Below are 26808 nucleotides of genomic sequence, written 5' to 3' on the forward strand. Positions count from 1 at the left end.
TGAAATAGTTAACAATCTATTCTCTATTGTTCGCCTAAGGATGTCTGTATATTGGGGGAATTACTAATAAAATATACTACTATACAATTGGAATATTTTGCAAGTTGTAACAACCCCGTCAGATTGATGCTTCGCTAATTTTTTGATTTTGATTAACTTAGAAGAAGGATATACGATGTGGCGCACTTTATAAGCAATTCATTTTTCAAGAACGGTCTATATTCCGATGCCTTAAATAGAGAAGTAAGAATAGGAAACTAGGAGGAATTATTATATGAATGGGAATACTGCAAAAAACATAGAATTTCAAGCTGATAATACTGCAGTAAAAAATGAGAAATATCCAGACCCTAAAAAGTGGCATAAACAGGATACTACCTGGGCATTGAGTCTTTTTGGAACAGCAATTGGAGCAGGAGTACTCTTCTTACCTATTAATGCAGGTTCAGGTGGTTTATTATCATTACTGTTAATTACCATACTTGCATATCCAGTTATGTATTACTCACATAGGGCGCTTGCTAAAATGATATACGCTTCTAATTCTGCTGATGAGGGGATTACGGGTACTATAAGAGAGTATTTCGGAAATAAGGCAAGTATCATTTTTAACATAGTATATTTCGTCTCAATTTATACGATCGTGCTGATGTATTCGGTTGCACTTACAAATACTGCAAGTAGTTTTATCGTGCATCAATTGCACATGCAGGAGCCTCCAAGGGCCATTTTATCGCTTGTATTAGTACTCGGTCTTATCGCTATACTAAATTTTGGTCAAGATATTACTGTAAAGATAATGAGCATGCTAGTATATCCTTTCATTGTTTCTCTACTTTTTATCGCAATATCTTTAATTCCACAGTGGAATACGTCAATGCTAAGTTTTTCAAGTGTTTCTACTGCTTCAACTGGAATGGGATATTTTGGAACAATATGGATGATACTACCAATCATCGTATTCTCGTTTAATCATTCTCCTATGATTTCGTCATTCGTTATGAAACAGAGAGCTACGTATGGAATAGATGCTACTGATGCCAAGTGTGCTCAAATACAAAAAGTTTGTTATATCATGACATTCGCTGTTGTTATGTTCTTTGTTTGGAGCAGTACTTTAAGTTTGACTCCAGATGATCTTAAGGTGGCAAAAGAACAGAACTTGTCAATCCTATCATATCTTGCTAATGAGCTTAATTCACCAGTAATCACTATTGCGGCTCCTATCATTGCATTTGTGGCTATTACAAAGTCTTTCCTTGGCCATTATATAGGGGCATATGAGGTAATGCGTGACGTAATTATCAAGTTTGGAAAAACACGCGGAAAAGCTATCGAAGAAAAAACAGTTAAGACAATGATTCTTTCTTTTGTCGTATTAACATGCTGGTATGTTGCTTATGCAAATCCAAGTATTCTTGGAATCATTGATTCCCTTAGCGGTCCGTTAGTTGCTGCTATCTTATGTCTATTACCAATGTATGCGATTCGTAAAGTACCAGTACTAGCTAAATACAGAGGAAAAATGAGCAATGTGTTTGTCATTGTTGTAGGTATACTTACTGTCCTAGCAAGTATTAAGTCATTATTCTAATTCGTTATTGTTAGTTCAAGTGCTAAAATAGTGGGATATGAATAAAGAATGAAAAATTCCTAGCGGAACTGAATTAAATATTATTAAACCAGAGCGATTATGGTATTGGACAAACTTTTCCCCTTGGGGAGTTTGTCCTTTTTTGATTATAAGCATAACTTCTATTCCAGCAATCACTTTCTTAGCTGTTTGTAATGAGTTTAATTCAATCATATTATGGTGCCAATTAATGTACATCAAGCTAGTATTTTGAAAGAATCCTTCTTATTTTTCGTTCTGGAGAATATCCGTTTCTTAAGTTAATGGTTTTGAAGTCACCCTTAAATGAAAATTTTCTGTCTCTACATTTAGTTATTTTGAGAAGTCAGCTCATTTTTTGTTTTGAGGCGTTTCTTTTTCTTAAACTGTTGGATATGAGTACCCTCTAGTATAAATTTTACTATTGAAACAAGTGATTTTAACAACGTTAGGAGTGTTCCAGACAGCACAATGTAATTTGTGTTACATAGCAAGAAAAATAATCAAAATTTAAAGCGTGAAAAAGAAGCACCAAAGCAAATAACATTGGTGTTTCTTTTTTTTGCGCTTTCAGGCACAGAGGTTCATACAGCACTATTATAAAAGCGATTTCGAATGTAAGGGATTTGTAAGGAATAGGTAAGGAAAAAGAGATTTTCATTGTATATGATAAAAATATAAAGTAGCACGAAGGGGGAAACAGGTACGACTTATATATGAAAAATAAACCAGTAAAAAGAGTGTTTTAAAGAAAAGAAGTAATTTCTAGAGTTAACATACATGTGGAAAAAGAGGGAGAAGGCATTTTATATTAAAGTTTGTTTATAATAGCTTTTTAACCCGTTAGAGGGGATTGTAAAATAGATTATTAATCGCCTGTAAAATTTCTATTTCCTTATAGTACTAGGCATGCTGTATTAAAAATTTTAATTGTGAAGGGAGAATTAATAAATATGAGCACGAAAAAAAGAATAGGGAGTAAGTTATTACTTGTCGGTGCAATGTGTGCAATAACCATTCCTTCGGTTTCATATGCGGAGGAAGTAATTTCACCTAAAAATTTCGAGGATTATTCAAACTTGTATGAGGGACGGAATAAGGACGTATTGAAAACAAGTTTATATCAAAATACATATAATAATCCGTTCAACCACCAAATTAAATCGAAATTAAAGGAAACAAACACAAATATAAAAAAAATAGACAATATTGACGATGAAAATCCTGTTATATCTACTGCTCTTTCATTTATCCGTTCTATGCATACTGAAGATTATAAATCTGCATTTGATTTAACTTCTCGATCATTACAGAAAATAATATCTGAAAAATGGCTGAAGAACTATTGGGAGGAACTTCCTACGAAATTACCAGCAGGTTCTTTTATGGGAATTGGAGAGGTGACACAAAAAGAGACGAATTCTGTTCATACAAATGTTGAGATTAAATTAGTTTTTGAACAATTTACAGTACCTTTATTAATTAAACTAGATCCATCTGGAAAAATAGATGATTTTCAACTCAGTATGTCGTTTAGTCCTGTTGCAGATCGGCCATCATATAGTAAACCTGAATCATTTATTGATAAAGAAGTAGTAGTTGGAAGTGGTGCATTTCCATTACCAGGAACATTATCTGTTCCAAAGGGAAAGAGCCCTTTTCCAGCGGTTATTCTTGTTCATGGAGCTGGAGCAGTCGATCAGGATTCAGCAACGTATGCTTTAAAACCATTTCGCGATCTAGCTGAAGGTCTTGCTTCGAAAGGAATTGCTGTCCTTCGCTATAATAAACGAACCTATGAACATGGATTGAAAACAGAACTTAGTCCTTTTTATACAGTTGATAAAGAGACAACAGATGATGCTCTTTTGGTGACTCATTTTCTTCAAAATGAACCTATGATAGATAAGAATCAAATTTATATTCTTGGTCATAGTCAAGGTGGAATGATGATTCCGAGGATAATTGAAAAAAATCAAAATCAAAATATTGCTGGGGCAATTGTGATGGGAGGGGCGGCCAAGGCATTCATAGACAATGTTTTAGATCAATTTGAGTATCGTCTTTCTATTGGAGAAATGAAAGCAGAAGAATATAAATTTTACAAATCGCAATTTGAATTATTAAAGGATCCTAATTTCTCTAGTCAGAATCCTCCAAAGGATTTTTCTTTAGGACCACCAGTATATTGGGATTCAATCCGTAAAATTAAAGCAGCAGAAATGTCAAAAGAACAAAAAACACCGCTTCTTATTCTTCAAGGAGAAAGAGACTATCGAGTTCCTTCAAAAATTGAAATTCCCTTTTGGAAAGAACAATTAAAAGAGCGAGATAACGTTGATTATCGACTATATCCAAAGTTAAATCACTTCTTTACAGAAGAAGATGGAGAATTAAGTAAATCGGATGAATATTATAGTCCTGCTAATATCCCTGAGTATGTTATAAATGATATTGCTACTTGGGTGCAAGGAAGATTGAAATAAAATTAGCAACTATATTTTTAAATAGCTATTTTCAGTCCTTAAGATAGAAATATATATAATTATATTATGATGTAAATAACTATAACGAACGGAGTAAAGTTTCTTATTCAAATACTTTAGATTCTCATACCTGGGGGCATCATCCATGCTAGCGTCTTAATATTTGGAAGTATATACAAATACTCTAAACGAAAAAACGGTATTCTTTCTATCTAAGATGTAGAAGGATTATCGTTTATTTTTTTGAAATGTAAAAAAAATTAACATTAATAACAGAATTATATAAACTAATAATGTAAAAGTTTTTGGCAAAATTAGGGGTGATGTTCATAAAAATGGAGAACATACTTCGTATTTTACGTAAAGAGAAAAAGCTTTCACAAGAGATTTAGCTAAATCCCTTGGTGTAACAGTTGATTAAAGTTTCAGTTTATTACTTGTAAAGGGTTATTCAATGTATCGTACTATTGAAAAACCCGAATTTAATTAATTAAATGCGATAAAATCTTTTTAAAAATAATGAAATTTTAGGAAAAATAAGGTACACTAGTCAATGGTTTTAGTTTAAAATCGATTGACGTTAATGTATACGGGGGAAAGATTGATGAACAATAATCCAATAAATGAATCAGTTGAAGAAGTTGAGAGAAAACGAGTAAGATCAAGCAAACGTTTTACAAATTGGAAGCTTATTGCAGCGGGTGTTGGTGTAATTGTACTTCTCATTGGAGGAATGAGTTATTATCAGACAACTCACTTCAATTCAAATGTTACGATTAATGACACAAAAGTCGGTGGTCTGAACGCTGATCAGGCAATACAGAAATTAAAAACATCTGGACTAGAAAACAAAGTCTATGTTGATCAACAACAAATTTTAGATGAAAAAGATACAAAAACGGAACTTACGGAAAAAGATTTGCCTCAAGTTAAGAAACTATTAAAAAGCCAGTGGACATTTTTCCCTTCCTCAAAGGAAAAAAAATATTCAGTGCTACCGGAAAAGGCGGATCAGTATCGTAGTGAAACGATGAAAAAACTTGTAGAAGAAAAGCTCATCTCTATGAATGAAAAATTAAAAGCGCCTCAAGATGCTATGGCGAAGCTTGAACAAGGAAAAGTTGTTATTTCGAAGAGCGTTGATGGAAAACAGTATGACGTTACTAGTCTACTGAAAGATTACGACAAGCAGAAGTATAAAAGTGAAATTCATCTGAAGTCTACATACATACAGCCTATTAAAGAAGACGATCCGATTGTCAAAAAAGAGGAGAAAGCACTACAGAATCTTCTTGGGCAGTCTGTTGAGTATAAAGTGCAGAATGAAGTGTATCCTTTAAAAGCGAAAGATTTAATTCAGAATGCCTCTATGTCAAAGGATATGAAAGTTACAATCGATGCGAGCGACATTAAAAATAAGATTGCTGAAATTAATAATGCTAAATCAACATTAAATAAAAATTTCAGCTTTAAAACCCATTCCGGTTCGGTCATATCAGTAAAAGGACAAGGCTACGGCTGGGCACTAGATGTTGAAAAAGAAACAAAACAAGTTCAACAAGCTTTTGAAAAGGGTGAAAAATCGCTATCTGCTTCTAATATCCATGGAAATGGTTGGGAAAAGGAAGGTATCGGTTATGAAACAACATCGAATAATGGCATCGGAGACACGTATGCGGAAGTTTCAATTGCAGATCAACAAATTTGGATTTATAAAGATGGGAAATTAGTCGTCACAACAAATGTAGTAACTGGTAAACATAGCACGAGTGAAGATACATCACCAGGTGTGTGGTACGTCTTATATAAACGAACACCATACACGCTCAAAGGCAGCGCAGTAGGTAAAGCTGATTATGCAGTTAAGGTAGATTACTGGGTTCCATTCACAAATAGCGGCCAAGGATTCCATGATGCAGGCTGGCGAAAAGACTGGGCAAATAATGCTTATTTAACAGGGGGATCAGGCGGGTGTGTAAACCTTCTTCCTAATGTTGCAAAAACTGTATATGATAGTTTGAACACTAATGATCCAGTTATTGTGTACTAGAAAATAGCTACGTATCAAGAAATAAATAAAGCAGGAAATCTTATCTGATGGTACATGAAAAACACCTCTTGAATTCGCATATTTAGTGTGCAAATTCAATGGAGGTGTTTTTGTTTGAAAACAAGAGTTCATTGCCTATAAGAAACGAAGTAGAAAGAGATTGAGATGATAAATAGATATTCAAATAGTCAATAAAATTGACACTGAATATCATTTTCATTTATTATGAAATCGTCGCATGTAATTGGACATGATTTTTGTGAAAAAGTTTACTTTTTTATTAATATAATAGATTTCTATTAAGGTGTCCCATTTAAGAATTTAAGCGTAGGAAAGGGTAAAATAAAAATGAACTGGAAAAAAGGCGGATTATGGATTATTATTTTTTTCATTGTAAAAGGTACGATTTCTACACTTTTAATAGTTACAGGTGCCAAATATTTTGATTTATCATTTATGCAACTTTTCGTACTAATACTGATCTTATTACTGATTTCTCTCATAAGTCGAAAATTGCTGCATAGACACAAACAAAACAAAAAGCAAAAAGAGCTAAATATATAATGAAGCCCCAGAGACCTTTGGATTTCTGGGGTTTTACTTATTCAATAGTGAGTTTTAGGTCCGCGATACGAATGATACACTCCATCAGTTTTATTGGTTGTAAATTAAAAAAACATTAATTTTATTGAATAAATAGAAAACACTTTTCTTTTTCTTTTATTTAATTTAATATCAATAAGGGCACCAAAAAAATAGATAGGGGTGCTAGAATGTACGGTATTATTAATTACGAAGTGTTTTTACTAACAGGGATTTTATTAAATCTAATTCCTGGCGCAGACACCATGTATATTGTGGGAAGAAGTATTTCACAAGGTAGAAAAGCAGGTGTGTATTCTGTTTTTGGTATTATTACTGGTTCTTTAGTTCATACATTATTGGTTGCTTTTGGTTTATCTATTATACTTACAAAATCCATTGTGTTATTTAACACCATTAAGGTTATAGGTGTTATCTATCTTGTATATTTAGGGATTAAAATGATACTTGATAAAACAAATGTAGCTTTCCAAGCCTCATCCAATAAATTGAACATTAGAAAGATATATTTACAAGGACTCTTAACAAGTCTCACGAATCCAAAAGTCTCTTTATTCTTTATTGCGTTTCTTCCGCAATTTATAGATACAAAGGCTTCAGGCCCTATGCCTTTTATCATTTTAGGAATTACTTTTACAGTCACTGGATTATTGTGGTGTTTATTTGTTGCTTATTTCTCTTCATATGTCACAAAAAAATTAAGAGGAAATCAAAAGGTAGGGATGATTCTAAATAAAGTAACTGGAATGATTTTTATTGGTATGGGGTTAAAGTTGCTTCAAACGAAGGCTCCTCAATAAACCTGAATAATATAAAAATGCCCCCTTTCAAGAAATGTTATCTTTGATTTAAGCTAATTTCTATATACTAAAAAGCCCCTTCAAATTTGAAGGGGCTTTTTGCTTGTTATTTTGGTTTATCTAAAAATTTATTTCATAGTGCAGGATCTATTTTAATTAATTGTCATGAATATATGTGCCCTCCAATGACAAGGTTAAATCTTTTCCAGTATTACATTTAGAAAACTAGAATAGAGGAATCTAGTTATACCAACTAAATGCAGTCTAAGACATTTTTTAACTGAACATTTGGGAAAGAATGTGTTTCTTAACTTAATAGCGATGGAGTAGCACCCCATACCCATCAAGCTGAAAAGGAAAAACACCTTATAACAAAAAAATTCTGCACTATTTAAACTCTGGTAACAATTCATATGATCAAGAATAATTGAGCTAACAGATTTCGTTAAGTTATTATAATATAAAAAAATTAAATTCACCTTCTGCAATCCATTCAAATGGCTCAATTTCCGCATCTTTTGAATTCCCTGAAAGTGCTAAACCTAAGCAAAATAATTAACTATCTCATGCAAGAAAGTTAGGCTAGTTAATCGTATATGTTTTATTGAAGGGATGTGATTGAATTATGGAACGGCCGAATTGGGGAATTGGAGGATTAGTATTCGTTGGCTGCATGTTTCTTGGCGGAGGAGTGGGATCTATATTAGGTGATACTCATGCTGGATGGCTAATAGGGATGGGTGCTGGATTTATTGGGATGGCTTTAACGAGACTGATCAGAAAGTAATATAACGGGGATTATTCTTCCGGTAAATAAGGAAATATGTATGTAAGTAATTCATGGTATAAGAGCTCTATAAGTTATAGTTAGAAGTTTCTCTTTTCTAAATTTCTCCATACATAGATATGATTCTCAAGTCGGAGGATGGCACCTTAGGGTGTCTTTTTTATGCTCTCTAAAAATGTCTTAACATATATAGCCGAGTTAATTCAAATGATCAAGAATAATTGAGCTAACAGTTTTCGTTAGATTGCCATTATCTTTTTTGTAATAGAATAGATTCATTACCGTTTCAGACCTATGTATTCATTCATAACCTAACAGTAAAAGGGGGGATGATTGAAGGTATGGCGATTAATGAGGAATCAATTTGTCAACAGTTTGCAAGAATTATCGGCGGCCAAGAAGGATTCGCCGGTGGAAAATGCGTGGCAACAATAAATCGAGATGAAATACAAGCAACAATCTTGGGGAAACGTTTTAGAGTAACAACTTCCTTCTCATTCGAATCACGAGATAATAAAACTGGACGGGCATTATGTCTAGGGCGGGTAGCACTCTTACAAAAGGAAGTCACTGAATTTGTTGCTACAATTATTAAACAAGGAATAATTGTTTCGTCTATACACAATGAGTGGTTATGTGATGATCCAAATTTAATTTACGTTAATATCGAAGACGTTGATGATCCACTAATTTTTGCAAGGAAAGTCAGAAGAGCATTATGCAATTAACCAATTTTTTTAGTTAAATGAGTGATTGTGCTGATTAGAATATTTCAGATTGTTGAATGGTATACTTGGAAAATAGATTTAAGTAGATGGTTTTATAAAATCTCATATATAGCTAAAAAGAGTAACTCCATTTTGATCGCTTTTTTTCAAAATGGAGTTTTTGTATTTACTTTTAAATAAGGACTGAAGAGAGATTTTTAATCAATCTGTATTCTAAAGCTAAAACCGAGCATACATTATGCTCGGTTTTCAATTGGTAGTTTAAATGTAAAAGTACTGCCTTCTCCTAATTCACTTTCAACGGTAATTTCTCCTCCGTGTAGTTCTATAATCCATTTTACCATCGACAACCCTAAACCTGTGTTTCCATTGTTTGAAGATGTTCGTGCTGCGTCAACTCGATAGAAGCGGTCCCATATTTTCGCAATATGTTGCTCGCTGATGCCTATGCCATTATCGGAGACTTTACCTATTATGTTGGTTTCATCCCGGAACAGTTGCATATTCACAGTGCCGTTCGCTTTGCTATAAGCAATCGCATTCGTTAGTAAATTCATTAATAAACGCATCATCAATGTTTGATCTGCTTTAATAAACAGGTCTTCCTCTATATGTGTTGTTATATTAATCGAAGCTTCTTGAACCATTAATGAAAGCTCTTCTACAACGATTTCCGTTAATTCACTCATATTGATACATTCAAATTGAAAAGTATTATGCTTTTCTTGGTCAACTCGTGCTAATAATAAGAGTTGCGAGATTAACACGGACATTTTACGCGATTGCCTTAAAATTACTTCTAACGATTCTTCCATTTCTTTCGGATTATTCCTCTGCGATAAAGCGTATTCGCATTGCGAAATAATAACAGATGTTGGTGTTCTTAATTCATGAGATGCGTCAGATGTAAATTGTTTTTCACTTTCAAATGATGTCTCCAATCGCTCAAACATTTTGTCAAAGGTTTGTGCTAAATGATACATTTCGTCTTTCGATGACCCTTGTAAATTAATTCTCTTCGAAAGGTCTTTACCATCACCAATTTCACTGGCTGAATCACTCATTTGTTGCACAGGTCGAAACGCTCTTTGCGTAATAAAATATCCTCCCACTGCCGCAATGAGAATAAGTAATGGAAATGAGATGAGTGTTACCACAATAAGCGTATTCATGGTCGATGATAATTGATTCATGGTCATTATGCCACGAACCCAGACTTGCTCATCGCCGCCTACATTATGGAGAAAATCATATACTATCCATTCCTTATTACCGTCTTTAATGGTTTGTATTTCATCGGATTTAAGCGATACCTTTTTATTAAAGGTCGTTGGATTATGTCCTGCCAGCAGCTCACCTTGTTTACTATAAATGATGATATTTACTCCATCTTCTAAGGCTTCAAATTCATCGTCAATCTTTAACTGTCCATGCTTATATTCGATATCTTCAATGCTTTCTTTTACTGTGCTCTTCAATTGATTTTTCATATTAAAAAGCAAAACTTTATCTGAAGAAGTTAAAATAAAAGCTAACACGAGTGCCATAATAATTACAACTAGCCCCGTATACCATAGGGTCACTCTCATTTTTATTGATAGTCTTTTCATGATTCTACTCGCAATACGTAACCAGTTCCTCGTACTGTATGAATTAACTTCGTTTCAAACTGGCTATCAATTTTTTTGCGAAGATAGCGGACGTAAACATCAATAATATTCGAGCCACCTTCATAGTCGTAATTCCACACATGTTGCTCAATTTTATCTCGTGTCAACACAACTTCTTTATTACGAATCATATATTCTAAAATAGCAAATTCTTTACTGGAAAGATTGATAACTTGATCTCCTCTTGTTACTTTATGCATATTGCAATCCACCACTAGGTCAGCGATTTCAAACACATTAGATGTATTTCCTGTTTTTCTTCGCATCAACACTCGAATTCTTGCTAACAGCTCATCAAAAGCAAAGGGCTTTACTAAATAATCGTCCGCACCTAAGTCGAGTCCTGTTACGCGATCATCAATTGTATCTTTAGCTGTAAGAAGCAAGACAGGAGTTGTATTATTGTCCGCACGTAATCTTTGTAATACTTGTAAACCATCTATTCCGGGAATCATAATGTCAAGCACAATCAAATCGTAGGTAGCCATGCTTATATAATCCAAAGCATCTTCTCCATTCCCACATCCATCGACACTATAATATTCTGCATTTAATCGTTTTACCAATATATTTTGTAAGTCTTTTTCATCTTCGACAATAAGAACTCGCATTAACATTCTCCTTTTCTTCTTATTTATATGTATCACTATAATTCCGAAACATTAAAGAAAGATTAGAAACTATTTAATTATATCATTTTATCCCGCATTAACGGGCAGTAAGACTCCTACCTCAAAATTCGGCGAATGCGAGAGAGTTAGGTGGGAGCCCTGCTGCCCGTAAAAGCCCGATTGGTGAGGGCTGATAATCAGTGGGGGATGGACAAAACCCCCATTGATTAAAGTTTCACTTTATTTTTTGGCACATTAATCTTCCTTTAATGTTTGTTCAGTAATATAAGGACATGGATAAGGTGCACATGTAAAGGGAGGAGAACATAATGGGAAAATGGATGATGATTGGAGCAATGTCTTGTTTATTCTTAACAGCTTGTTCTACTCAAGCTGATAACGATACAGAAATACAACAACTGAAAGTAGAAAACGATACATCACAAAAAGAAGGTACGCAACTACAACACGAACCACACAAAACAGGGCCTGCTATGAATGATACTAAGCAAACACAAGATTTCAAAAACGAAGTCACATCTATTGTAGAAAAGGCAAATAATACGAAACCAGTTGGAGCAAAAGAAGATAACTTAAATACGTACTTAGCAGCAAAAAAAGAAATTGACCAATTAGATGACAAGATAGATCTATCTGATGATCAGCTAGAAGCAGATTTTCACGCTGGGACGATAACTGTTGAACAATATCAAATACAAGAAAGAGAACAAGATATACTTGAAGATCAATTAGAGCAAGCAGAAAATGTACTTGAAGCAAGATTTGGAATAAATGATTAATTATTAAGGAGTGGATGGAAATGTTAAAACATAAAAAGAAAATAATTATAAGTGTAATTGCTATTTTAATAATCGGTATCGCTATTGTTGGTGGATATTATGGTATGGGTTACAATTATGCGAAAAAGAATGAAAACTATACAGAGAAACAAGTTCGTGAAATTTCTTTAGCTCATACAAATGGAGAAATTATTAATGTGAAAAAAGAATTCGAATTAGAAGATGACAACTTAGCACAATCTAAATTTGAATATGAAGTGGAAATCAAGACACCCGAGAATCTATTAAATATTTTAAAGGTTAGTGCTAGAACAGGCACGATAGAAATCAATAATGAAGACTGAAGAAATATTGATAAATAAAATATCACGTATTTTAAAAAACTTCTAACAAAATTTGTTAGAAGTTTTTTCACGTTTATACTCTACTATTCTAAAAGGGGCCAGCTACATCGCTATCAAGTTAAGAAATACACTCATCTAAAAAACAAAAATATAGACTGTATTCATCATTTTCTACTCCTCACAAAATGATTGTTTTTTAATCTGGGTAAATTTTTAGGTTGAAGGTTACGGTTCTTCAAACCATTGCTGCACTTGCGAAAAAAGGGGCCAAAATTCCGGCTCCTTTTTTTCGCTATTTGTGGGCAGTAAAACTCCCACCTCAAAATTCAGCTGGAGCAAAGGAGTTAGGTGGGAGCCCTGCTGCCCGTAAACGCCCGATTGGCGAAGGCTAATAATCAGTGGGGATGGACAAAACCCCCCACTGATTAAAGTTTCACTTTATGAAGACCTAGTTAGTTTGGAAGTTTGAAAATGATGAGGTGATACAAGTGCAAACAGGAGTTATTTGTAAACAATGTAATAATGAATACAAACATCTAAAGCAATAAGATAAAAGGTTGGTGGTCCTCCATGCCCATCAACCTTTTTATTATGAAGTAACACCTAAACGTATTATATTATTTTTTTTATTAACAGACATAAAAATAATTTGTTTTTATTGATAATTACCAAACGCCATTGTAAAATGTTTGTATATATATAAACTAAATCGATTTTCGTTTGATTTTAAGAGGGGAGGTAGGAAGTGTTAATAATAATAAAATAATGGTTATATCACCTACAAAGAGCCGTAAAAAGAATGGAACCAGTACGGAAAAGATACTTTTGTGAAAAGTTCAAAAAATAATAATTATTTACTCTTGAAGAAAATTTACAACCATATGGAGAATAAGGTTATGCAAAAAAAGTCTTAAAAGGGGGACGGAATTATGGAACAAAGAAAGTTTTCAGTAACACCTCAAGATCGAATGAATTATGTATTAGGTCTTTATTCTGCAGATCAACAAATTAATGCAGTTCTTTATTTTCCTGTAGGTATATCAAAGGAAATACTTGAACAATCAGTAAGGATAACGTTACAATTGCAGCCGGTTTTGAACAGCCGGTTTGTAGAAAATGATATCCCTTACTGGGAGGAACATTCATCTGCCACTAACTCACCTATTTGCCTTTTTGCAGAAGGAAATAATCAAGAACTTGAAATAATGGCAATAGATTTTATTAAGGAACCCGGTGATCGTATTCAGGGGCCTATGGTTCAAACAAAATTATTACGAGGCACTACAACAGATATGTTAGTTGTGAAATTATCTCATCTATGTTCAGATGGCGCAGGGGTCAAGGAATATATTAATTTGCTTGGAGCAATTTATACTCAACTTTCCTTGGGACAATCTAAGAATCAAATTATGAAGGAATTTGGTGAGGGAAATGAGAGTTTTCGAGATCAATCACATGTATTCAAATATGCTGGAATATCGGACATAAAAAGCGCGTATCGTCCTAGCCAAGAACAACAGGCATCGTTATGGTCTTTTCCATCTCAACCCAACAAAAATAAATCCCCTCAAATGTCTGTACGGCGGTTGAGCCATGAGCAATCTCTACGTCTAACCCAATGGACAAAAGCACAACAGGCTACCTTGAATGATGTAATCATGACTGCCTACTTCCGAGTTTTATCACATTTCACTGTGTATGCAGAACCTCGCACCGCAGAAAAAATGATCGGTTTAACAATTGATTTACGTCGATATCTGCCTAATTATACAACTGGTGCTATTTGCAACTTATCCGGCATGGAAATGCCAGTGATTAAAATGGAGGATAATGAATCATTTAATCAGACTCTCGTTCGAATTAAACAATCAATGGATAAAATAAAGTCTCAAAATCCAGGTCTGTCTTCAGCAGCAGGAATGGAGCTACTGGCAGGTATGAAGCTATCTGTGGTGAAGGAAATGTATAATCAGCAATACGAGCAGGCTTTACAGATGGGGATGGCGTTGCCGTTACTGACAAATTTCGGGGTGATCGCTGATGAACCTATTCAGTTTGGTGAAGTTCAAGCTGAGGACGGGTATATGACATCACCCATTATGTATGCGCCATTCTTTTCAATGGGTGCAAGCTTTTATAATGGGAGACTTACATTTACGATTGGTTATCATACACCGGATACATCAAAAGAAGAGGTAGACAAATTTTTGGAAAGTGTTGTTAATCAACTATCATAAATAAAAGGGAATATAGAGCGGAAATTTCTAGCGGAATTGTATTTTAGTGGCTCGTCCCCATGTTCATCAAGCTAATATTTTGAAGTATCCCTAAAACGAAAATTTTATATCACTACAACAGTTATTTATGAGAATTCAGGTCATTTTTTTCGTTTTGGGGTATTCGCTTTTCTTAGCTTGATGGTTATGGGCGGTACCCCAGTAAAGAAAGAAATAGGGAAAACACCCTATTTCTTTTTATTTCTATGAAAAAATATAATTATTAAGCCGAAAGTAACGATAATAATTAGAAGTAACAAGTGTATAAGTGCATCAGTTTTTCCATTTAATAAAGACTTTATAAAGAAATCCCATTCTGTTTCATAGGGGGCTCTGCCCAATTTCGTTGCAGTCCTACATACATTCCATTTAAGAAAAAGACGATACTTAATAGAATCCTTCCAATAAATACGGCAACTACTTTTATATTCCAATGCTTTATCATGATTACATACAGGATTGGGAATAGTATAAGTATCTAAAAAACAATAATATAGATTGTATTTATCATTCCTTACTCCTAACAAAATGATTGTTTTTTAATCTAGGTGAGTCTTCAGGTTGAAGGGGTTTTTAATACTGTCTACTTGACAGGGATAAGACCAAATTCCGGCTCTTTTTTATCCCACAAAAGCCCGATTGGTGTGGGATAAAAAAGGAGGAATGGACACCCACCTGATTAAAGTTTCACTTTATCTCTCCGTCTCAAAAAACTCAATCCACTCTCCGTCAGGGCCAGCGAAGAATATGTAACGTGTTCCATCTGGTAATGTTTCAATTTCTTCTCCTAGTAGAAAGGTTACTTTGTGTTTCTTTAGTCTTTCGATTTCATCCTCTAATGAATCCACTTTAAAGCAAATGTGGTGTACTTTTCCTTCTGCCGGAAGAGAAGAGTTGTAGCCTTCAATGAGTTCGAGTATCGTTTCCTTCGATTCTTCTACACCTAAAAAAGCGAGTTTTAAGTCTGGATTCGGGTGCCCCATACGTTTAATGAGCTGTAAGCCGACTACTTCTTCATAAAATGAAATAGATGTTTCTAAGTTTGCAACCATAAGTCCAACGTGTTCTATTCTTCTAACTGGCATGTAGATTCCTTCTTTCTGAAAATTATATACAATATATTATTGAAAATTAAGAAAATAAGCAAGATAAAAACCTTACAAATTTTAGCGTGTTATATGGTATAGTGAGAAAGTATGTTTGGGGAGAAGGAAGGAGATTATACGATGAATACAACTACTCAAACTCCTTCATTATCGGCAACGATGAAAGAGTGGCATTATGCATTAGCGTATGAAATTAAACATTGGAAAACGATAGGTGGTAGTAAAATTTCTATCATGAACGGTCGTTTTTTATATACAGATTATGAAAGTACAGTATACGTATTTCAGCTTATTTCGGAAGTAAGCTTACCTGAAGGTTCACCAATTCGAATTGAGTTCGATGGTGAGGAAGCGACGGGGGAAGTATTATCTGTACATGGATTAGAAATAGAACTGAAATTAAATGATTATATACAAGGTGAAATACGAGAAGCGGTTTTATACAGTGAACCGTGGCAATTGTTAGAACAACTACAAGAGCGATTGAAAGAGGCACATAAAGATAAGCTAAAACGTAATCGTATAAAGCGTCTTGTTGATGGGACGAGCAGTCCGAAACATCTTGAAAAGATGAAAAATACGAAAAATGAATTGGCGTATCGTTCTTTTTACAATCCAACAACGTACGTGTGGGGACCACCGGGAACAGGGAAGTCGTACAATTTATCACGTATTATTTCGGCTCATTATCAAAAAGGAAAATCGGTACTTGTGTTAGCTCATAGTAATGCGGCAGTAGACGTATTAATGAGCGAGGTAACGAAGCAAATTGAGAAGAAAAAGAAATGGACGCCTGGCGAAATTGTTCGTTACGGTTATAGTCAACATGAACATATACGAAATCATGAAACGTTACTTGCATCGAAGTTAGTTGAAACGACGAATGGATCTTGGGGAGAAGAAAGACTCTATTTAGAAGAGACACGACAAGATCTTCGTGAAAAGATTTTATCATATAAAGCGACTTCTGCTGATAAGAAGCGTATACAAGAGATTGAAAGTGATCTTCGAAAGCAAAAAGCGAAAATTAAAGAAGTAGAAAAAGAATACATTGAAAATGCGAAAGTAATCGGTGCGACTTTATCGAAATGTGCAATTGATTCACTTATTTATGAGCGTACATTTGATTTAGTTGTCGTAGATGAAGTAAGTATGGCTTATGTTCCGCAAATCGCATTAGCTGCTTCACTTGGGAAACGTATTGTCGTTTGTGGTGACTTTTTACAGTTACCTCCGATTGCGATGGCGAACCATGAACTCGTTCGAAAATGGCTCGGTGAAGATATGTTTTATCATGCAGGGATTGTTGATTCTGTAAATAAATCAGAAGCACATCCGAACCTTTTTATGCTGCAGGAGCAAAGACGTATGCATACGGATATATCGAAGTTTACGAATTCATTTATTTATAAAAATAGAGTGTACGATCATCCATCTGTTTCAGAGCGTAAAGAACTTGCGAAACTGCAACCGTTCGCAAATGAGGCGAGTGTTTTATTTGATACGAGCTTAATGGGAGCCTTTTCTTTAAAAGACGCTGCTTCCGGTTCTCGTTTTAATATTATGTCTGGTTTAGTAGCGATGCAAATGATGTTAATTGGATTGTTAGACGGTGTTCAATCTATCGGTGTAGTTACGCCTTACAGGGCACAGTCCCGCTTTTTATCAACGTGCATTAGAGAAATGTTGCAGAAAACGAAATATCAAAACATACCAGTTTTAGCGGCGACAGTTCATAAGTTTCAAGGGTCTGAAAGAGATATGATGATTTTTGATACGGTAGATAGTTATCCGCAAGAACGACCTGGCGTGTTATTCTTTGACCATAAAAATCATCGCCTCGTCAACGTTGCAGTTACGAGAGCGAGAGGGAAGTTCATTCAATTATCAGATTGCCACTACATGCGTAAAAATCTTTCGAGAAAACAAGCGTTATCACAATTAACAGCTCATATAGAACGTCACGGAGATGTATATGATCGCACGACATCAAGACAATTGTGGGAGCGGAAAATTTCGAAACGTTTACGCTGGTTTATGGAAATGAATCTTGAAGAGCCGAAAGGGTTATTGAAAGATATTTTAGCCGCAAAACGAAAAATTATTATTTCACTTCCAAGTACAAAGCAAGTGGATAAGCGAGTCTGGCAAGCGTTAATGCGTACAAATGCGCAAATAACAGTGTATAGTGATGGACCAGTTCCGTTAAAAAATGTAAAGTTACAAAGACAAAATAAAGCATTCCCGTTTATCGTAATCGATGATGAAATCTTTTGGGCAGGAGCACCTCTTACATCTCAAATGATGTTTGAAGGTAGTATGGAATTTCCGTACATATGTGCAAGATTACAAGCACCTGAAACAATTGGCGTATTAAAAGGGTTTTTAGATATTCGGTAAATTCATATAGGAATTCCTTGACTTTTGTCTGGAATGAACTTAGAATGAAAATAATTTAATATAATTTTATGAAAATTCTTATCACGAGAGGTAGAGGGACTGGCCCTATGACACCTCGGCAGCGGATTCTTTATGAATACTGTGCCAATTCCAGCAAGGTAACTTGAAAGATAAGAAAGAAGCTCATTTTGACTGTATATACAGAAGCCTCTTTCTATCTTTTAGAAAGAGGCTTTTTTACGTGAAAATAAAAGGAGGAAGAAAAATGGGAGCGACAGGAGTAACGTCACAAAGAAAAACAATTGAAGAGAGTATAGAAAGAAATAAGGAAAAGTACATAGAAACAAGTCATAATATTCATGCGAATCCGGAGATTGGTAACCAAGAGTTTTACGCATCAAGAACGTTAAGTTTGTTGTTAGGAAGCGCAGGATTTCAGTTGCAGCACAATATAGCTGGTCATGAAACAGGATTTATCGCGCGAAAAAGTTCCGGGAAACAAGGACCAGTTATCGCATTTTTAGCTGAGTATGATGCTTTACCAGGACTCGGTCATGCGTGTGGTCACAATTTAATCGGAACAATTAGCGTTGCAGCAGCGATCGCGTTATCAGAAACGCTTGAGGAAATCGGCGGAGAAGTTGTCGTGTTCGGAACACCAGCAGAAGAGGGCGGGCCAAATGGTAGCGCAAAATCGAGTTATGTGAAAGCTGGCTTATTTAAAAACATTGATGCGGCGCTTATGATTCATCCGAGCGGAAAAACAGCTCCAACGAGTCCGTCACTAGCAGTTGATCCACTAGATTTTCATTTTTACGGAAAAACAGCTCACGCAGCGGCCTCACCAGAAGAAGGAATTAACGCATTAGATGCGATTATCCAGCTGTATAACAGTATTAATGCACTTCGCCAACAACTCCCATCAGATGTGAGAATTCATGGTGTTATTACTGAGGGCGGGAAAGCACCTAATATTATTCCTGACTACGCCGCAGCAAGGTTCTTCATCCGCGCAGCAACGAGAAAAAGATGTGCGGAAGTAACAGAGAAAGTAAGAAACATCGCACAAGGAGCAGCGTTAGCAACAGGTACAAAAGTAAAAATTCATCAATTCCAAAATGAAATCGATGAACTACTCGTAACAAAAACATTTAATGACGTTGTAGCGGAAGAGTTAGAACTACTAGGTGAAGATGTAAACCGTAAAGAAAGAGTAGGAATTGGCTCAACAGATGCAGGAAATGTAAGCCAAGTCGTACCGACAATTCATCCGTACATTAAAATCGGTCCAGATGACTTAATTGCACATACGAATGAATTTAGAGAAGCGGCACGTTCAGAATTAGGAGATAAAGCGCTAATTACATCCGCAAAAGCACTAGCAAATACGGCGTATCGATTAATTACAGAAGAAGGTTTGTTAGAAAAGGTGAAGGAGGAGTTTAGGGAGGAGCAGAGGAATCAGGGGTAGGTGGTTAAAATACAGTTGAGTGTTCTCTTTTCGAAGAGAAATCTGATTAATAAGTGAAAATGCAATAAAAAAGAACATTGATTTTTCAATGTTCTTTTTTATTTACTAATCATTTATTTCTTCGTTATTTTGATAACAAATTTCTTCAGCAATTTCTTGGATGCGATCTAGTTTAATACCATCTTTTTGTTCAATAGATAATGGATGGTCTGTTAGTTCGAGTTGAATATAAGGTTTGTAACCGATTTCTCTAGTATGAACCATTGTTTTTAAACTTACTGTATCTGGATAACAAGGAAGTTGGGTAGATAACCAACCAAACATTGGCTCTAATTCGTTTTCTCTTCCTTTCGTTTCCCAGTAATCAAGCGTCTTTTGGAAGTTTGTTTCACTTAAAGATACCCATACATCCCATATAAAAGGTCCCTCTCCATCTAAAACTGGAATTTCAATACAACCTTTCATAAAGAAATATTCATCATCAATTACACATAGATCTTCATCCATTTCAACTCGACTCTCTAGCTCTTCTTCAGGGATATAGTAAAAATAATCGGGAGCCTCATTCCCATAACATATAGGGAGTTCATCGTGAAATACTCCGCAAAATTTACAAACATAGCCTATTTTTTCGTTCATTAATTTTCTCCTAACCATCTATAACAATTGTGTTTGATCATTTGATTTTAAATAGATTATATCATTTGTTTTTTTGATTTCTCTCACAAAGAAGCAACTTTTAATGTTAGCGGAGGTTAATACGTATCCTTTTATCAGAACGACAATTTCTCTTCAAATTCACTCTTTAAAACAATTAAAGGAGATGATAATCCAAATTGCATTAAAGAGTCTAAAAATGCAGCGAGAGAATCCATCGAATCGCTCATGACTTTCATCATATAATTAAATTCCCCGCTAATTCGATATAAATCTGTTACTTCAGGAGCGGCATTACAATATTGGATAAAATCAGAGCATTGACTCGTTTTGAACATAATGAATGCTTGGATGTTTTTATTAATTTTGGAAGGCTCAAATTTCGTTCGGTAAGCAGCTATAACCCCTTGATCTTCAAGCTTGTTAATGCGTTCTTTTACAGCAGGCTGCGTCATGGATATAATACGTCCTATTTCTGAAACAGAAATTCTCGCATTTTCATACAACAAGTTCATAATTTTATGGTCAATTTCATCTAGTTTTACTGCGTTTTGCATTGGATAGCCCCCCTTTTTATTTTCTAAAGTAAATCGTAAATTATAACTATAATATCATAAGTGAAGGAACTAAATTACCTATAAATCTATATTTAAAATTATTAGTATTTGCTTAAAAATATAAGTATAGGATTTATCCCGCTATTTGCGGGCAGTAAAACTCCCACCTCAAAATTCAGCTGGAGCAAAGTGGTTAGGTGAGAGATTAACTGCCCGTAAAAGCCCGATTGGTGAGGGCTGATAATCAGTGGGGGATGAAGAAAACCCCCACTGATTAAAGTTTCACTTTATCAAACGAAAATTTAGGAAGGGTGGAAAAAATGAAGAATCTTGATGGGAAAGTAGCGTTAGTAACAGGGGCGAGTCGCGGTATTGGTCGTGCGATTGCGATGAGATTGGCAAACGACGGTGCATTAGTTGCAATTCACTATGGCCGAAATAAAGCAGCTGCAGATGAAACAATTAGTGAGATTGAATCAAATGGAGGAAAGGCATTCTTAATTGAAGCGGATTTCAATTCAATTGATGGTGTCAAAAAGATAGTAGAACAATTGAAGAATGAATTACAAATAAGAGTTGGTACATCAGAGATTGATATTTTAGTAAACAATGCAGGGATAGGTACACAAGGAACAATTGAAAATACGACAGAAGAAGTTTTTGATGAAATTATGTCTGTAAATATTAAAGCACCGTTCTTCTTAATTCAGCAAACATTACCGTTATTACGAGCGGAGGGGCGAGTTATTAACATTTCATCAGCTGAAGTAAGACTTGGTTTTGCAGGGTCCATTGCATACGGTTTAAGTAAAGGTGCACTAAATACGATGACACTTCCTCTAGCTAAACATCTTGGAGAAAGAGGTATAACAGTGAATACAATTATGCCTGGATATACGAAGACAGATATAAATGCGAAATTGCTAGATAATCCGGAAATACGAAATTTTGCTACGAATTCATCTGTGTTCGGACGAATAGGGCAAGTTGAAGATATTGCAGATGTAGTAGCATTCCTTGCTTCTTCTGATAGCCGCTGGGTAACAGGGCAAATTTTAGATGTTTCTGGAGGATTTTGTTTATAGGGGCACTACTTCATACCCATCAAGCTAATATTTTCATCTCCCCCTAAATTAAAATTTTCTTTCTCTACAGACAGCTATTTTGAGAAGCCGCTCATTTTTTCGTTTTGAGGGCATTTCTTTTTCTTAAGTTGATGGGTATGTATGGTGACCCCTATTAGACGATAGTGAATTAACAATTTCGGGGTTCAGTTCCATTTTATTCAAAATAAGATTTTTTTGCAGTAAAATCAATGTTAGTGGAACTTTTTTAATCAAACTTTTTTCCAAATTAACATAAATCCTTGCAACATTTAAATTAGTACTATATAGTTCTAGTTATGACAAAGGTAAAATTAATGAATCAAAAACGTGTGATTGAAGTAGCTGCAACATTATTTTTAGAAAAAGGGTTTGCTTATACAAGTATGGATGAATTAGTACGTGTAAGCAAAGTTTCAAAGTCTAATGTGTATTATCACTTTTCTAATAAGGAAGTATTATTAGAAGGGGTCGTTGATTATTGGATTGGAATGTATCAATCTGCAATTGATGACGTACTTTCTCAGAACCAATTTTTAGTTGAAGATCGTATCCAACTGTTTTTAAAGCAATTATCACAAGGAGTTCAGTCGAGAGAGTATAAGGGGAGCTGTCCATTTATTACTCTTTATATTCAAAGTCCTACACAGGCCACGCAAATAAAAGAAAAAATAGGTCTTTTTTTTACAGAATTACAAAAGAAAGTTTCTCTATTACTTAAACAAGGGGTAGAGAATGGAGAATTCAGAAATACGATTAATATTGATGAGGTTGCATCACTTTTTATTACAAATCTTGAAGGAGCGTTATTTATTTCAGAAACATTGAAGGATGCAACTGTAATCACGAAAACAGCAGATCATTTATTTAACTTGCTTCGATAAAAGAAGCTTTTTTTTTACATCAAATTAGTACTAAATAGTACTAAAAAGGGGATTTTATATGAGAACAGTATTTTTAATTGGTGGAACAGGCTTTATTGGAAAGCAATTAGTGAAAGAATTAGCTAAAGAGGATGTTAAAATTCTTCTTTTAGTGAGGTCGAAAAGTAAAGCAAAACGCATTTTTCAAGAAAGAGGCATCTTAAAAAAGGCAGTTATGCACTTTATTGAAGGTGATTTGACGGAAATAGATTTAGGTCTAAGTGCTGAAGATAAGGAGAGGATATTGAAAACGGATGTGATTATTCACGCAGGAGGCCCCATGGATATTCAAGTGACAAGTAAAGAGGCAGCTTCCGTATTTTTAAATGGCGCCAAACATATTAGTGAATTAGCTAAAAGTATTCATCAATTGAAGGGCTTGCAACAATTTATTCATGTTGTAGGTTATATGAGTCCCTTTGATGATAAAAATAGCAAGATTGCAATTGATGTGTTTAAAGAAGGACACAATTATTTGAAAATGAAAAATCCATATGAGAGAACAAAATTTTTAGCAGATCTTTATATCCGTCACCAGGCATCAGCAGTAGGTTATCCGCTTTCTGTAATTAATCCGCCAACTGTAGTCGGTAGTAGTAAAACAGGGAGTACAGAGCAGATAGCAGGATTAGGTTTGCTTGTGATGAGTATGCGAAGAGGGCTCATGCCAGTGATTCCTGGAGGTAAGGGATATAGGTTACCACTTATTGCAAACGATGAGCTTGCGAAGTTTATTGTGCAGGTTTTCAGATTGGAGCAACCGACTATTCAAACATATACACTTGTTGAAGACAAACAGCACGATCAGAACATTGCTGAATTATTAAGTATTATGTCGGAAAGTATGAATATGAGGGCACCAAAAATCTCTGTCCCAATGCCACTTATGAAAGCAATTATGAATAGTGGAGTAAGTAAAATAACAAAAATCCCTTCGGATGGACTGAATTTTATTACAAAACGAAAATTTTCAAATGTTTCAGCGAAAAAAATTATGGGAGGAGATTGGTTTAAGAAGACGAGTGTAATGAAATTTTTCCCTGCCGTAGTAGCTGATTTGGATTATCGAATGATGCATCAAAATGGCCAGCATAATCATTTATTTAAACGAACATTATGCGATAACACTACCCTTTACCAATTACAAGGAGAGGGTAAACCGTTTATTTTATTACATGGTTTATTGAGTGATGGAGAGGATTTATTTCCTTTAGCACAAGAGCTTCATGAAAAAACTGGTCAACCTGTATGGATCTTGGATCTTCCAGGTTTGGGACGTTCTCCTTTTAAACAAGAGAAAAATCTTCTAGATATCTATTTGAATGTAGTGAAAAAGTTATTGGAGAAAGCTACTAATGGTGCACATCTAATTGGCCATTCATTCGGTGCGTTTATTCTTCTGGAAGCATTGGTACAAGAGTACATAGATAAGAAGTATTCAATCACTTTACTTCAGCCACCTGTTGCTAAAAAAAATGCTAAATCGCTAAATGTTCCCCAATTTATGAACAAATGGGCATTAAAATTGGCAACTACTAATTTGATAGAGCGTTATTTATTAAGTAATGGTTTGTTTGAAAGTATGGAGAGCATCCCTGAACATTATATCGAAAAAATAAGTAACAGTTTTACTTCTCCTAGAATTTTAAATACTACGGTTCAGCTTAACAGTTTACTACTGAAAAACGATCAAGGTGATTTCAATGAAGTAACAAAGTATAATCTTCACATTATTTGGGGGGATTATGACAGAGGCTATTCTGCTCCATCGCATCTTGGTAAGGTTGATTTTGTTCCATATGGCCATCATTTTCCTCTTAGCCATCCGAGTGAAACGGCAACATTAGTAATAAAAAATAGTAATACTAGCAGATGAGTGTGTGGGATAAACAGTGTGTAGTAAGATCGTTGTGTCTTTGAAATAAAATCGTACTGTTAGGGGTCCCACCCCATACCTATCAAGCTATACTTCTGAAATATCCCCAAAACGAAAATTTCATCCTTTCATAGTTGTCCATAGGATCTTAGGTCGATTTTCATTTTTGAGAAGAATACATTTCTCAAGTTGATGGTAATATGGGGGGGGAATAATGTTACGATGTTTATAAAAAAGTAGTTAGACTAGTGTGTTTTACTCCGATTCATTTCAAAATATAATTGAAAATCCATCTTTAAATTAAAAAAGAAGGTGTTACCTTTATATATTAATAACTTCGAAATATTGTATAATAGGTAATTTTTATGCATTATTGATTAGCATTGCTTATTGTGCTAACGAGTCAGGATAGTGTGGCGACCGACAAACTAAATAGTTGCTTATCCTCAATTATTAGAAGGAAAGTTCTATCATTTCGAGAATTTATTAGACATAGACGAGTGCTATAATTTTCTATATCTACATATAAGAGGTGACTACGCATGAATCAAAGACCGTCAGAAGAAGAATACGCCGGGGACTCCGGCGAATATATCCGTTTGGTGCCGGACGGTAATATCATCGACATTCTGCTCGCCCAGGAAAAGCAAATGATCGAGCTCCTGGCATCGTTGACCGAAAGTCAGTACGCGTATCGGTATGCGGAAGGAAAATGGACGCTGAAAGAAGTCGTGGGCCACATTGCAGACGCGGAACGCGTCATGACCTACCGCCTGCTTCGGTTCGCAAGAGGGGACCAGACGTCTCTGACTGGTTTCGATCAGGAATTGTTCATGCCTCCTTTCGGAAGCTGGACAACCGAGCAATTGGCCGAAGACTACCGGGCCGTACGGCAATCAACGATCACATTGCTGCGCGGGCTACCGGCGGAGGCGTGGACCCGAAAGGGCACAGCCAACAACCTAAGCATTACGGTGCGCGCCCTCGCGTACGGCATCGCAGGACACGAACTTCATCACATGGGGGTCATCCGAAATCAGTACTTGAGTTAATCGTCGGTTGAGGCCTTTGGAATGGAACTAACACCTCTCATACAACCTTAGATACCGTTCTTATTGGGGTCCCGCCCCACAACCATCAACTTAAGGATTTAGACTATTTTTGAAATTAAAAGCACATTACTATTCTCTTATGTTAATGAGAAAGGGTGACGTGCTTTTTATGAATATGCACCAAAAACAAGAGTTATCTTTATTTGCCGAAGAGTTATATCGATTTTTTTCATTTGGGGGTATTTGTTTTTCTTAGCTTGATGGTGATGGGGCACTACTCTATAATGGTCAAATTAAAATTTAAAACAGTTATAGAGACTCCATTCCTCGGAAATATTGTAACTATCAAGTTGTAAAAAGAACCATAGTTTTTTATTTTTGAAAAGGCTATGGTCCTTTTTAGTTGTAGCAAAGATATGATGTGAGGAAGTTTTTATAAATCAAAAAAATTTGATTAATTAGTTGCGTAATAAATTAATCAGCGTATATACTATAAATATCAAAAAAATTTGATGAAGGGAAGTGAACTACGGTGGTACAAGATTTTCAGCTCTATGAAAAAAAGTTTAAAGCGTTGGCGGATCAAAAGCGTTTAGAGATTATGTATGAGCTTTGTCAGCGAGGCCAGACGTGTGTATGTGATTTAACAGAGATTTTTGAAATGACGCAATCTAAGTTGTCATATCATTTAAAGATTTTATTAGATGCAGGTTTAATTGTAAAAGAAACAAAAGGCACGTGGAGTTATTATGATTTAAATGATGCGGAAGTAAATAATTTATTATCAGAAGAATTGTGCTGTATTTTTAGAAAAACAGGAAAAGGTAGCTGTTGTTAAAATTTTATACTATTAATCAAAAAAAATTGATTAATAACATATAAAGAGGAGGAGTAAG

At 34.9% G+C, this 26808-nt stretch carries 23 protein-coding genes, 2 pseudogenes and 1 riboswitch; of the genes and pseudogenes, 18 read left to right on the plus strand and 7 right to left on the minus strand.

Going from position 1 to position 26808, the window contains the following annotated elements; translation table 11 throughout:
- Positions 1-274: 274 nt before the first annotated feature.
- Complete coding sequence (locus BG05_RS16085; protein ID WP_041867998.1) at positions 275-1594, plus strand: aromatic amino acid transport family protein; 1320 nt, start codon at positions 275-277, stop codon at positions 1592-1594.
- A 15-nt stretch (positions 1595-1609) separates the two neighbouring features.
- Here the strand turns inward: BG05_RS16085 and BG05_RS31570 are convergent.
- A pseudogene (locus tag BG05_RS31570) lies at positions 1610-1810 on the minus strand (hypothetical protein); the annotation flags it as partial.
- 755 nt (positions 1811-2565) lie between these two features.
- On the opposite strand from BG05_RS31570, the gene BG05_RS16095 reads away from it, so the two are divergent.
- The 6 genes from BG05_RS16095 (at position 2566) to BG05_RS16120 (ending at position 9066) form a co-directional block, all read left to right on the plus strand.
- Positions 2566-4098: an alpha/beta hydrolase gene (locus BG05_RS16095; RefSeq protein ID WP_033734127.1), complete on the plus strand. Its 1533-nt coding sequence runs from the start codon at positions 2566-2568 to the stop codon at positions 4096-4098.
- 604 nt (positions 4099-4702) lie between these two features.
- The gene (locus tag BG05_RS16100) at positions 4703-6148 is read left to right on the plus strand and encodes a L,D-transpeptidase family protein (RefSeq protein WP_002128059.1); all 1446 of its coding nucleotides are present in this window, start codon (positions 4703-4705) and stop codon (positions 6146-6148) included.
- A 348-nt stretch (positions 6149-6496) separates the two neighbouring features.
- Positions 6497-6712 carry a hypothetical protein gene (locus BG05_RS16105; RefSeq protein WP_002017170.1) on the plus strand — a complete coding sequence of 72 codons (216 nt, stop codon included), beginning with the start codon at positions 6497-6499 and terminating at the stop codon, positions 6710-6712.
- Positions 6713-6921: 209 nt separating this feature from the next.
- Entirely contained in the window at positions 6922-7551 is a 630-nt protein-coding gene (locus BG05_RS16110; RefSeq protein WP_000274249.1) for a LysE family translocator, read from the plus strand.
- Between the two features lie 625 nt (positions 7552-8176).
- A complete protein-coding gene (locus BG05_RS31085) occupies positions 8177-8338 on the plus strand; it encodes a hypothetical protein (RefSeq protein WP_000441003.1) in 162 nt (53 codons plus the stop codon).
- A gap of 329 nt (positions 8339-8667) precedes the next feature.
- On the plus strand, positions 8668-9066 hold the full coding sequence (locus BG05_RS16120; RefSeq protein WP_003190280.1) for a DUF1259 domain-containing protein: 399 nt from the start codon (positions 8668-8670) through the stop codon (positions 9064-9066).
- Positions 9067-9302: 236 nt separating this feature from the next.
- Here the strand turns inward: BG05_RS16120 and BG05_RS16125 are convergent, their stop codons facing one another.
- Both BG05_RS16125 and BG05_RS16130 read right to left on the minus strand, forming a co-directional pair.
- Positions 9303-10676 carry a sensor histidine kinase gene (locus BG05_RS16125; protein ID WP_002128056.1) on the minus strand — a complete coding sequence of 458 codons (1374 nt, stop codon included), beginning with the start codon at positions 10674-10676 and terminating at the stop codon, positions 9303-9305.
- Positions 10673-11347 (minus strand): response regulator transcription factor, encoded by a 675-nt coding sequence (locus tag BG05_RS16130; RefSeq protein ID WP_002128055.1) that lies wholly within the window; start codon positions 11345-11347, stop codon positions 10673-10675. Before BG05_RS16130 ends, BG05_RS16125 begins: the two co-directional genes overlap by 4 nt.
- Positions 11348-11676: 329 nt before the next feature.
- On the opposite strand from BG05_RS16130, the gene BG05_RS16135 reads away from it, so the two are divergent.
- The 4 genes from BG05_RS16135 (at position 11677) to BG05_RS16145 (ending at position 14728) form a co-directional block, all read left to right on the plus strand.
- Positions 11677-12147, plus strand: a complete 471-nt coding sequence (locus BG05_RS16135) for a hypothetical protein (RefSeq protein WP_002013601.1) — start codon at positions 11677-11679, stop codon at positions 12145-12147.
- A 20-nt stretch (positions 12148-12167) separates the two neighbouring features.
- Positions 12168-12491, plus strand: a complete 324-nt coding sequence (locus BG05_RS16140) for a PepSY domain-containing protein (protein ID WP_000912126.1) — start codon at positions 12168-12170, stop codon at positions 12489-12491.
- 218 nt (positions 12492-12709) lie between these two features.
- On the plus strand, positions 12710-12883 hold the full coding sequence (locus BG05_RS30625) for a hypothetical protein (RefSeq protein WP_000869361.1): 174 nt from the start codon (positions 12710-12712) through the stop codon (positions 12881-12883).
- A 537-nt stretch (positions 12884-13420) separates the two neighbouring features.
- Positions 13421-14728 carry a condensation domain-containing protein gene (locus tag BG05_RS16145; RefSeq protein ID WP_003189990.1) on the plus strand — a complete coding sequence of 436 codons (1308 nt, stop codon included), beginning with the start codon at positions 13421-13423 and terminating at the stop codon, positions 14726-14728.
- 227 nt (positions 14729-14955) lie between these two features.
- Here the strand turns inward: BG05_RS16145 and BG05_RS31090 are convergent.
- Together BG05_RS31090 and BG05_RS16150 are read right to left on the minus strand one after the other, a co-directional pair.
- A pseudogene (locus BG05_RS31090) lies at positions 14956-15212 on the minus strand (hypothetical protein).
- Positions 15213-15459: 247 nt separating this feature from the next.
- A complete protein-coding gene (locus tag BG05_RS16150) occupies positions 15460-15852 on the minus strand; it encodes a VOC family protein (RefSeq protein WP_002185477.1) in 393 nt (130 codons plus the stop codon).
- A 111-nt stretch (positions 15853-15963) separates the two neighbouring features.
- Here BG05_RS16150 and BG05_RS16155 point away from each other — a divergent pair, with 111 nt between their 5' ends.
- Together BG05_RS16155 and BG05_RS16160 are read left to right on the plus strand one after the other, a co-directional pair.
- On the plus strand, positions 15964-18273 hold the full coding sequence (locus BG05_RS16155) for an AAA domain-containing protein (protein WP_002142401.1): 2310 nt from the start codon (positions 15964-15966) through the stop codon (positions 18271-18273).
- 75 nt (positions 18274-18348) lie between these two features.
- A riboswitch (SAM riboswitch) is annotated at positions 18349-18450 on the plus strand.
- An 88-nt stretch (positions 18451-18538) separates the two neighbouring features.
- Positions 18539-19744 carry a M20 family metallopeptidase gene (locus BG05_RS16160; RefSeq protein WP_033734082.1) on the plus strand — a complete coding sequence of 402 codons (1206 nt, stop codon included), beginning with the start codon at positions 18539-18541 and terminating at the stop codon, positions 19742-19744.
- Between the two features lie 105 nt (positions 19745-19849).
- Here BG05_RS16160 and BG05_RS16165 read toward each other — a convergent pair whose 3' ends face one another.
- Both BG05_RS16165 and BG05_RS16170 read right to left on the minus strand, forming a co-directional pair.
- Positions 19850-20383, minus strand: a complete 534-nt coding sequence (locus tag BG05_RS16165) for a DUF2199 domain-containing protein (protein WP_002128048.1) — start codon at positions 20381-20383, stop codon at positions 19850-19852.
- A gap of 134 nt (positions 20384-20517) precedes the next feature.
- Positions 20518-20958 carry an Lrp/AsnC family transcriptional regulator gene (locus BG05_RS16170; protein ID WP_001178569.1) on the minus strand — a complete coding sequence of 147 codons (441 nt, stop codon included), beginning with the start codon at positions 20956-20958 and terminating at the stop codon, positions 20518-20520.
- A 320-nt stretch (positions 20959-21278) separates the two neighbouring features.
- Between BG05_RS16170 and BG05_RS16175 the strand changes: the two genes are divergently transcribed.
- The 5 genes from BG05_RS16175 to arsR all read left to right on the plus strand — a co-directional run bounded on the left by BG05_RS16175 (position 21279) and on the right by arsR (position 26750).
- Positions 21279-22043, plus strand: coding sequence for an SDR family oxidoreductase (locus BG05_RS16175; RefSeq protein ID WP_002168061.1), 765 nt, complete (start codon positions 21279-21281; stop codon positions 22041-22043).
- A 335-nt stretch (positions 22044-22378) separates the two neighbouring features.
- Positions 22379-22945 (plus strand): TetR/AcrR family transcriptional regulator, encoded by a 567-nt coding sequence (locus tag BG05_RS16180; protein WP_002128043.1) that lies wholly within the window; start codon positions 22379-22381, stop codon positions 22943-22945.
- A 58-nt stretch (positions 22946-23003) separates the two neighbouring features.
- Complete coding sequence (locus BG05_RS16185; RefSeq protein ID WP_003190004.1) at positions 23004-24860, plus strand: alpha/beta fold hydrolase; 1857 nt, start codon at positions 23004-23006, stop codon at positions 24858-24860.
- Between the two features lie 542 nt (positions 24861-25402).
- Positions 25403-25912, plus strand: a complete 510-nt coding sequence (locus BG05_RS16190; protein ID WP_003190006.1) for a DinB family protein — start codon at positions 25403-25405, stop codon at positions 25910-25912.
- Between the two features lie 532 nt (positions 25913-26444).
- Complete coding sequence (gene arsR, locus BG05_RS16195) at positions 26445-26750, plus strand: arsenical resistance operon transcriptional regulator ArsR (RefSeq protein ID WP_002163599.1); 306 nt, start codon at positions 26445-26447, stop codon at positions 26748-26750.
- Positions 26751-26808 lie beyond the last annotated feature (58 nt).

Source organism: Bacillus mycoides (assembly GCF_000832605.1).
Classification (GTDB): Bacteria; Bacillota; Bacilli; order Bacillales; family Bacillaceae_G; genus Bacillus_A; species Bacillus_A mycoides.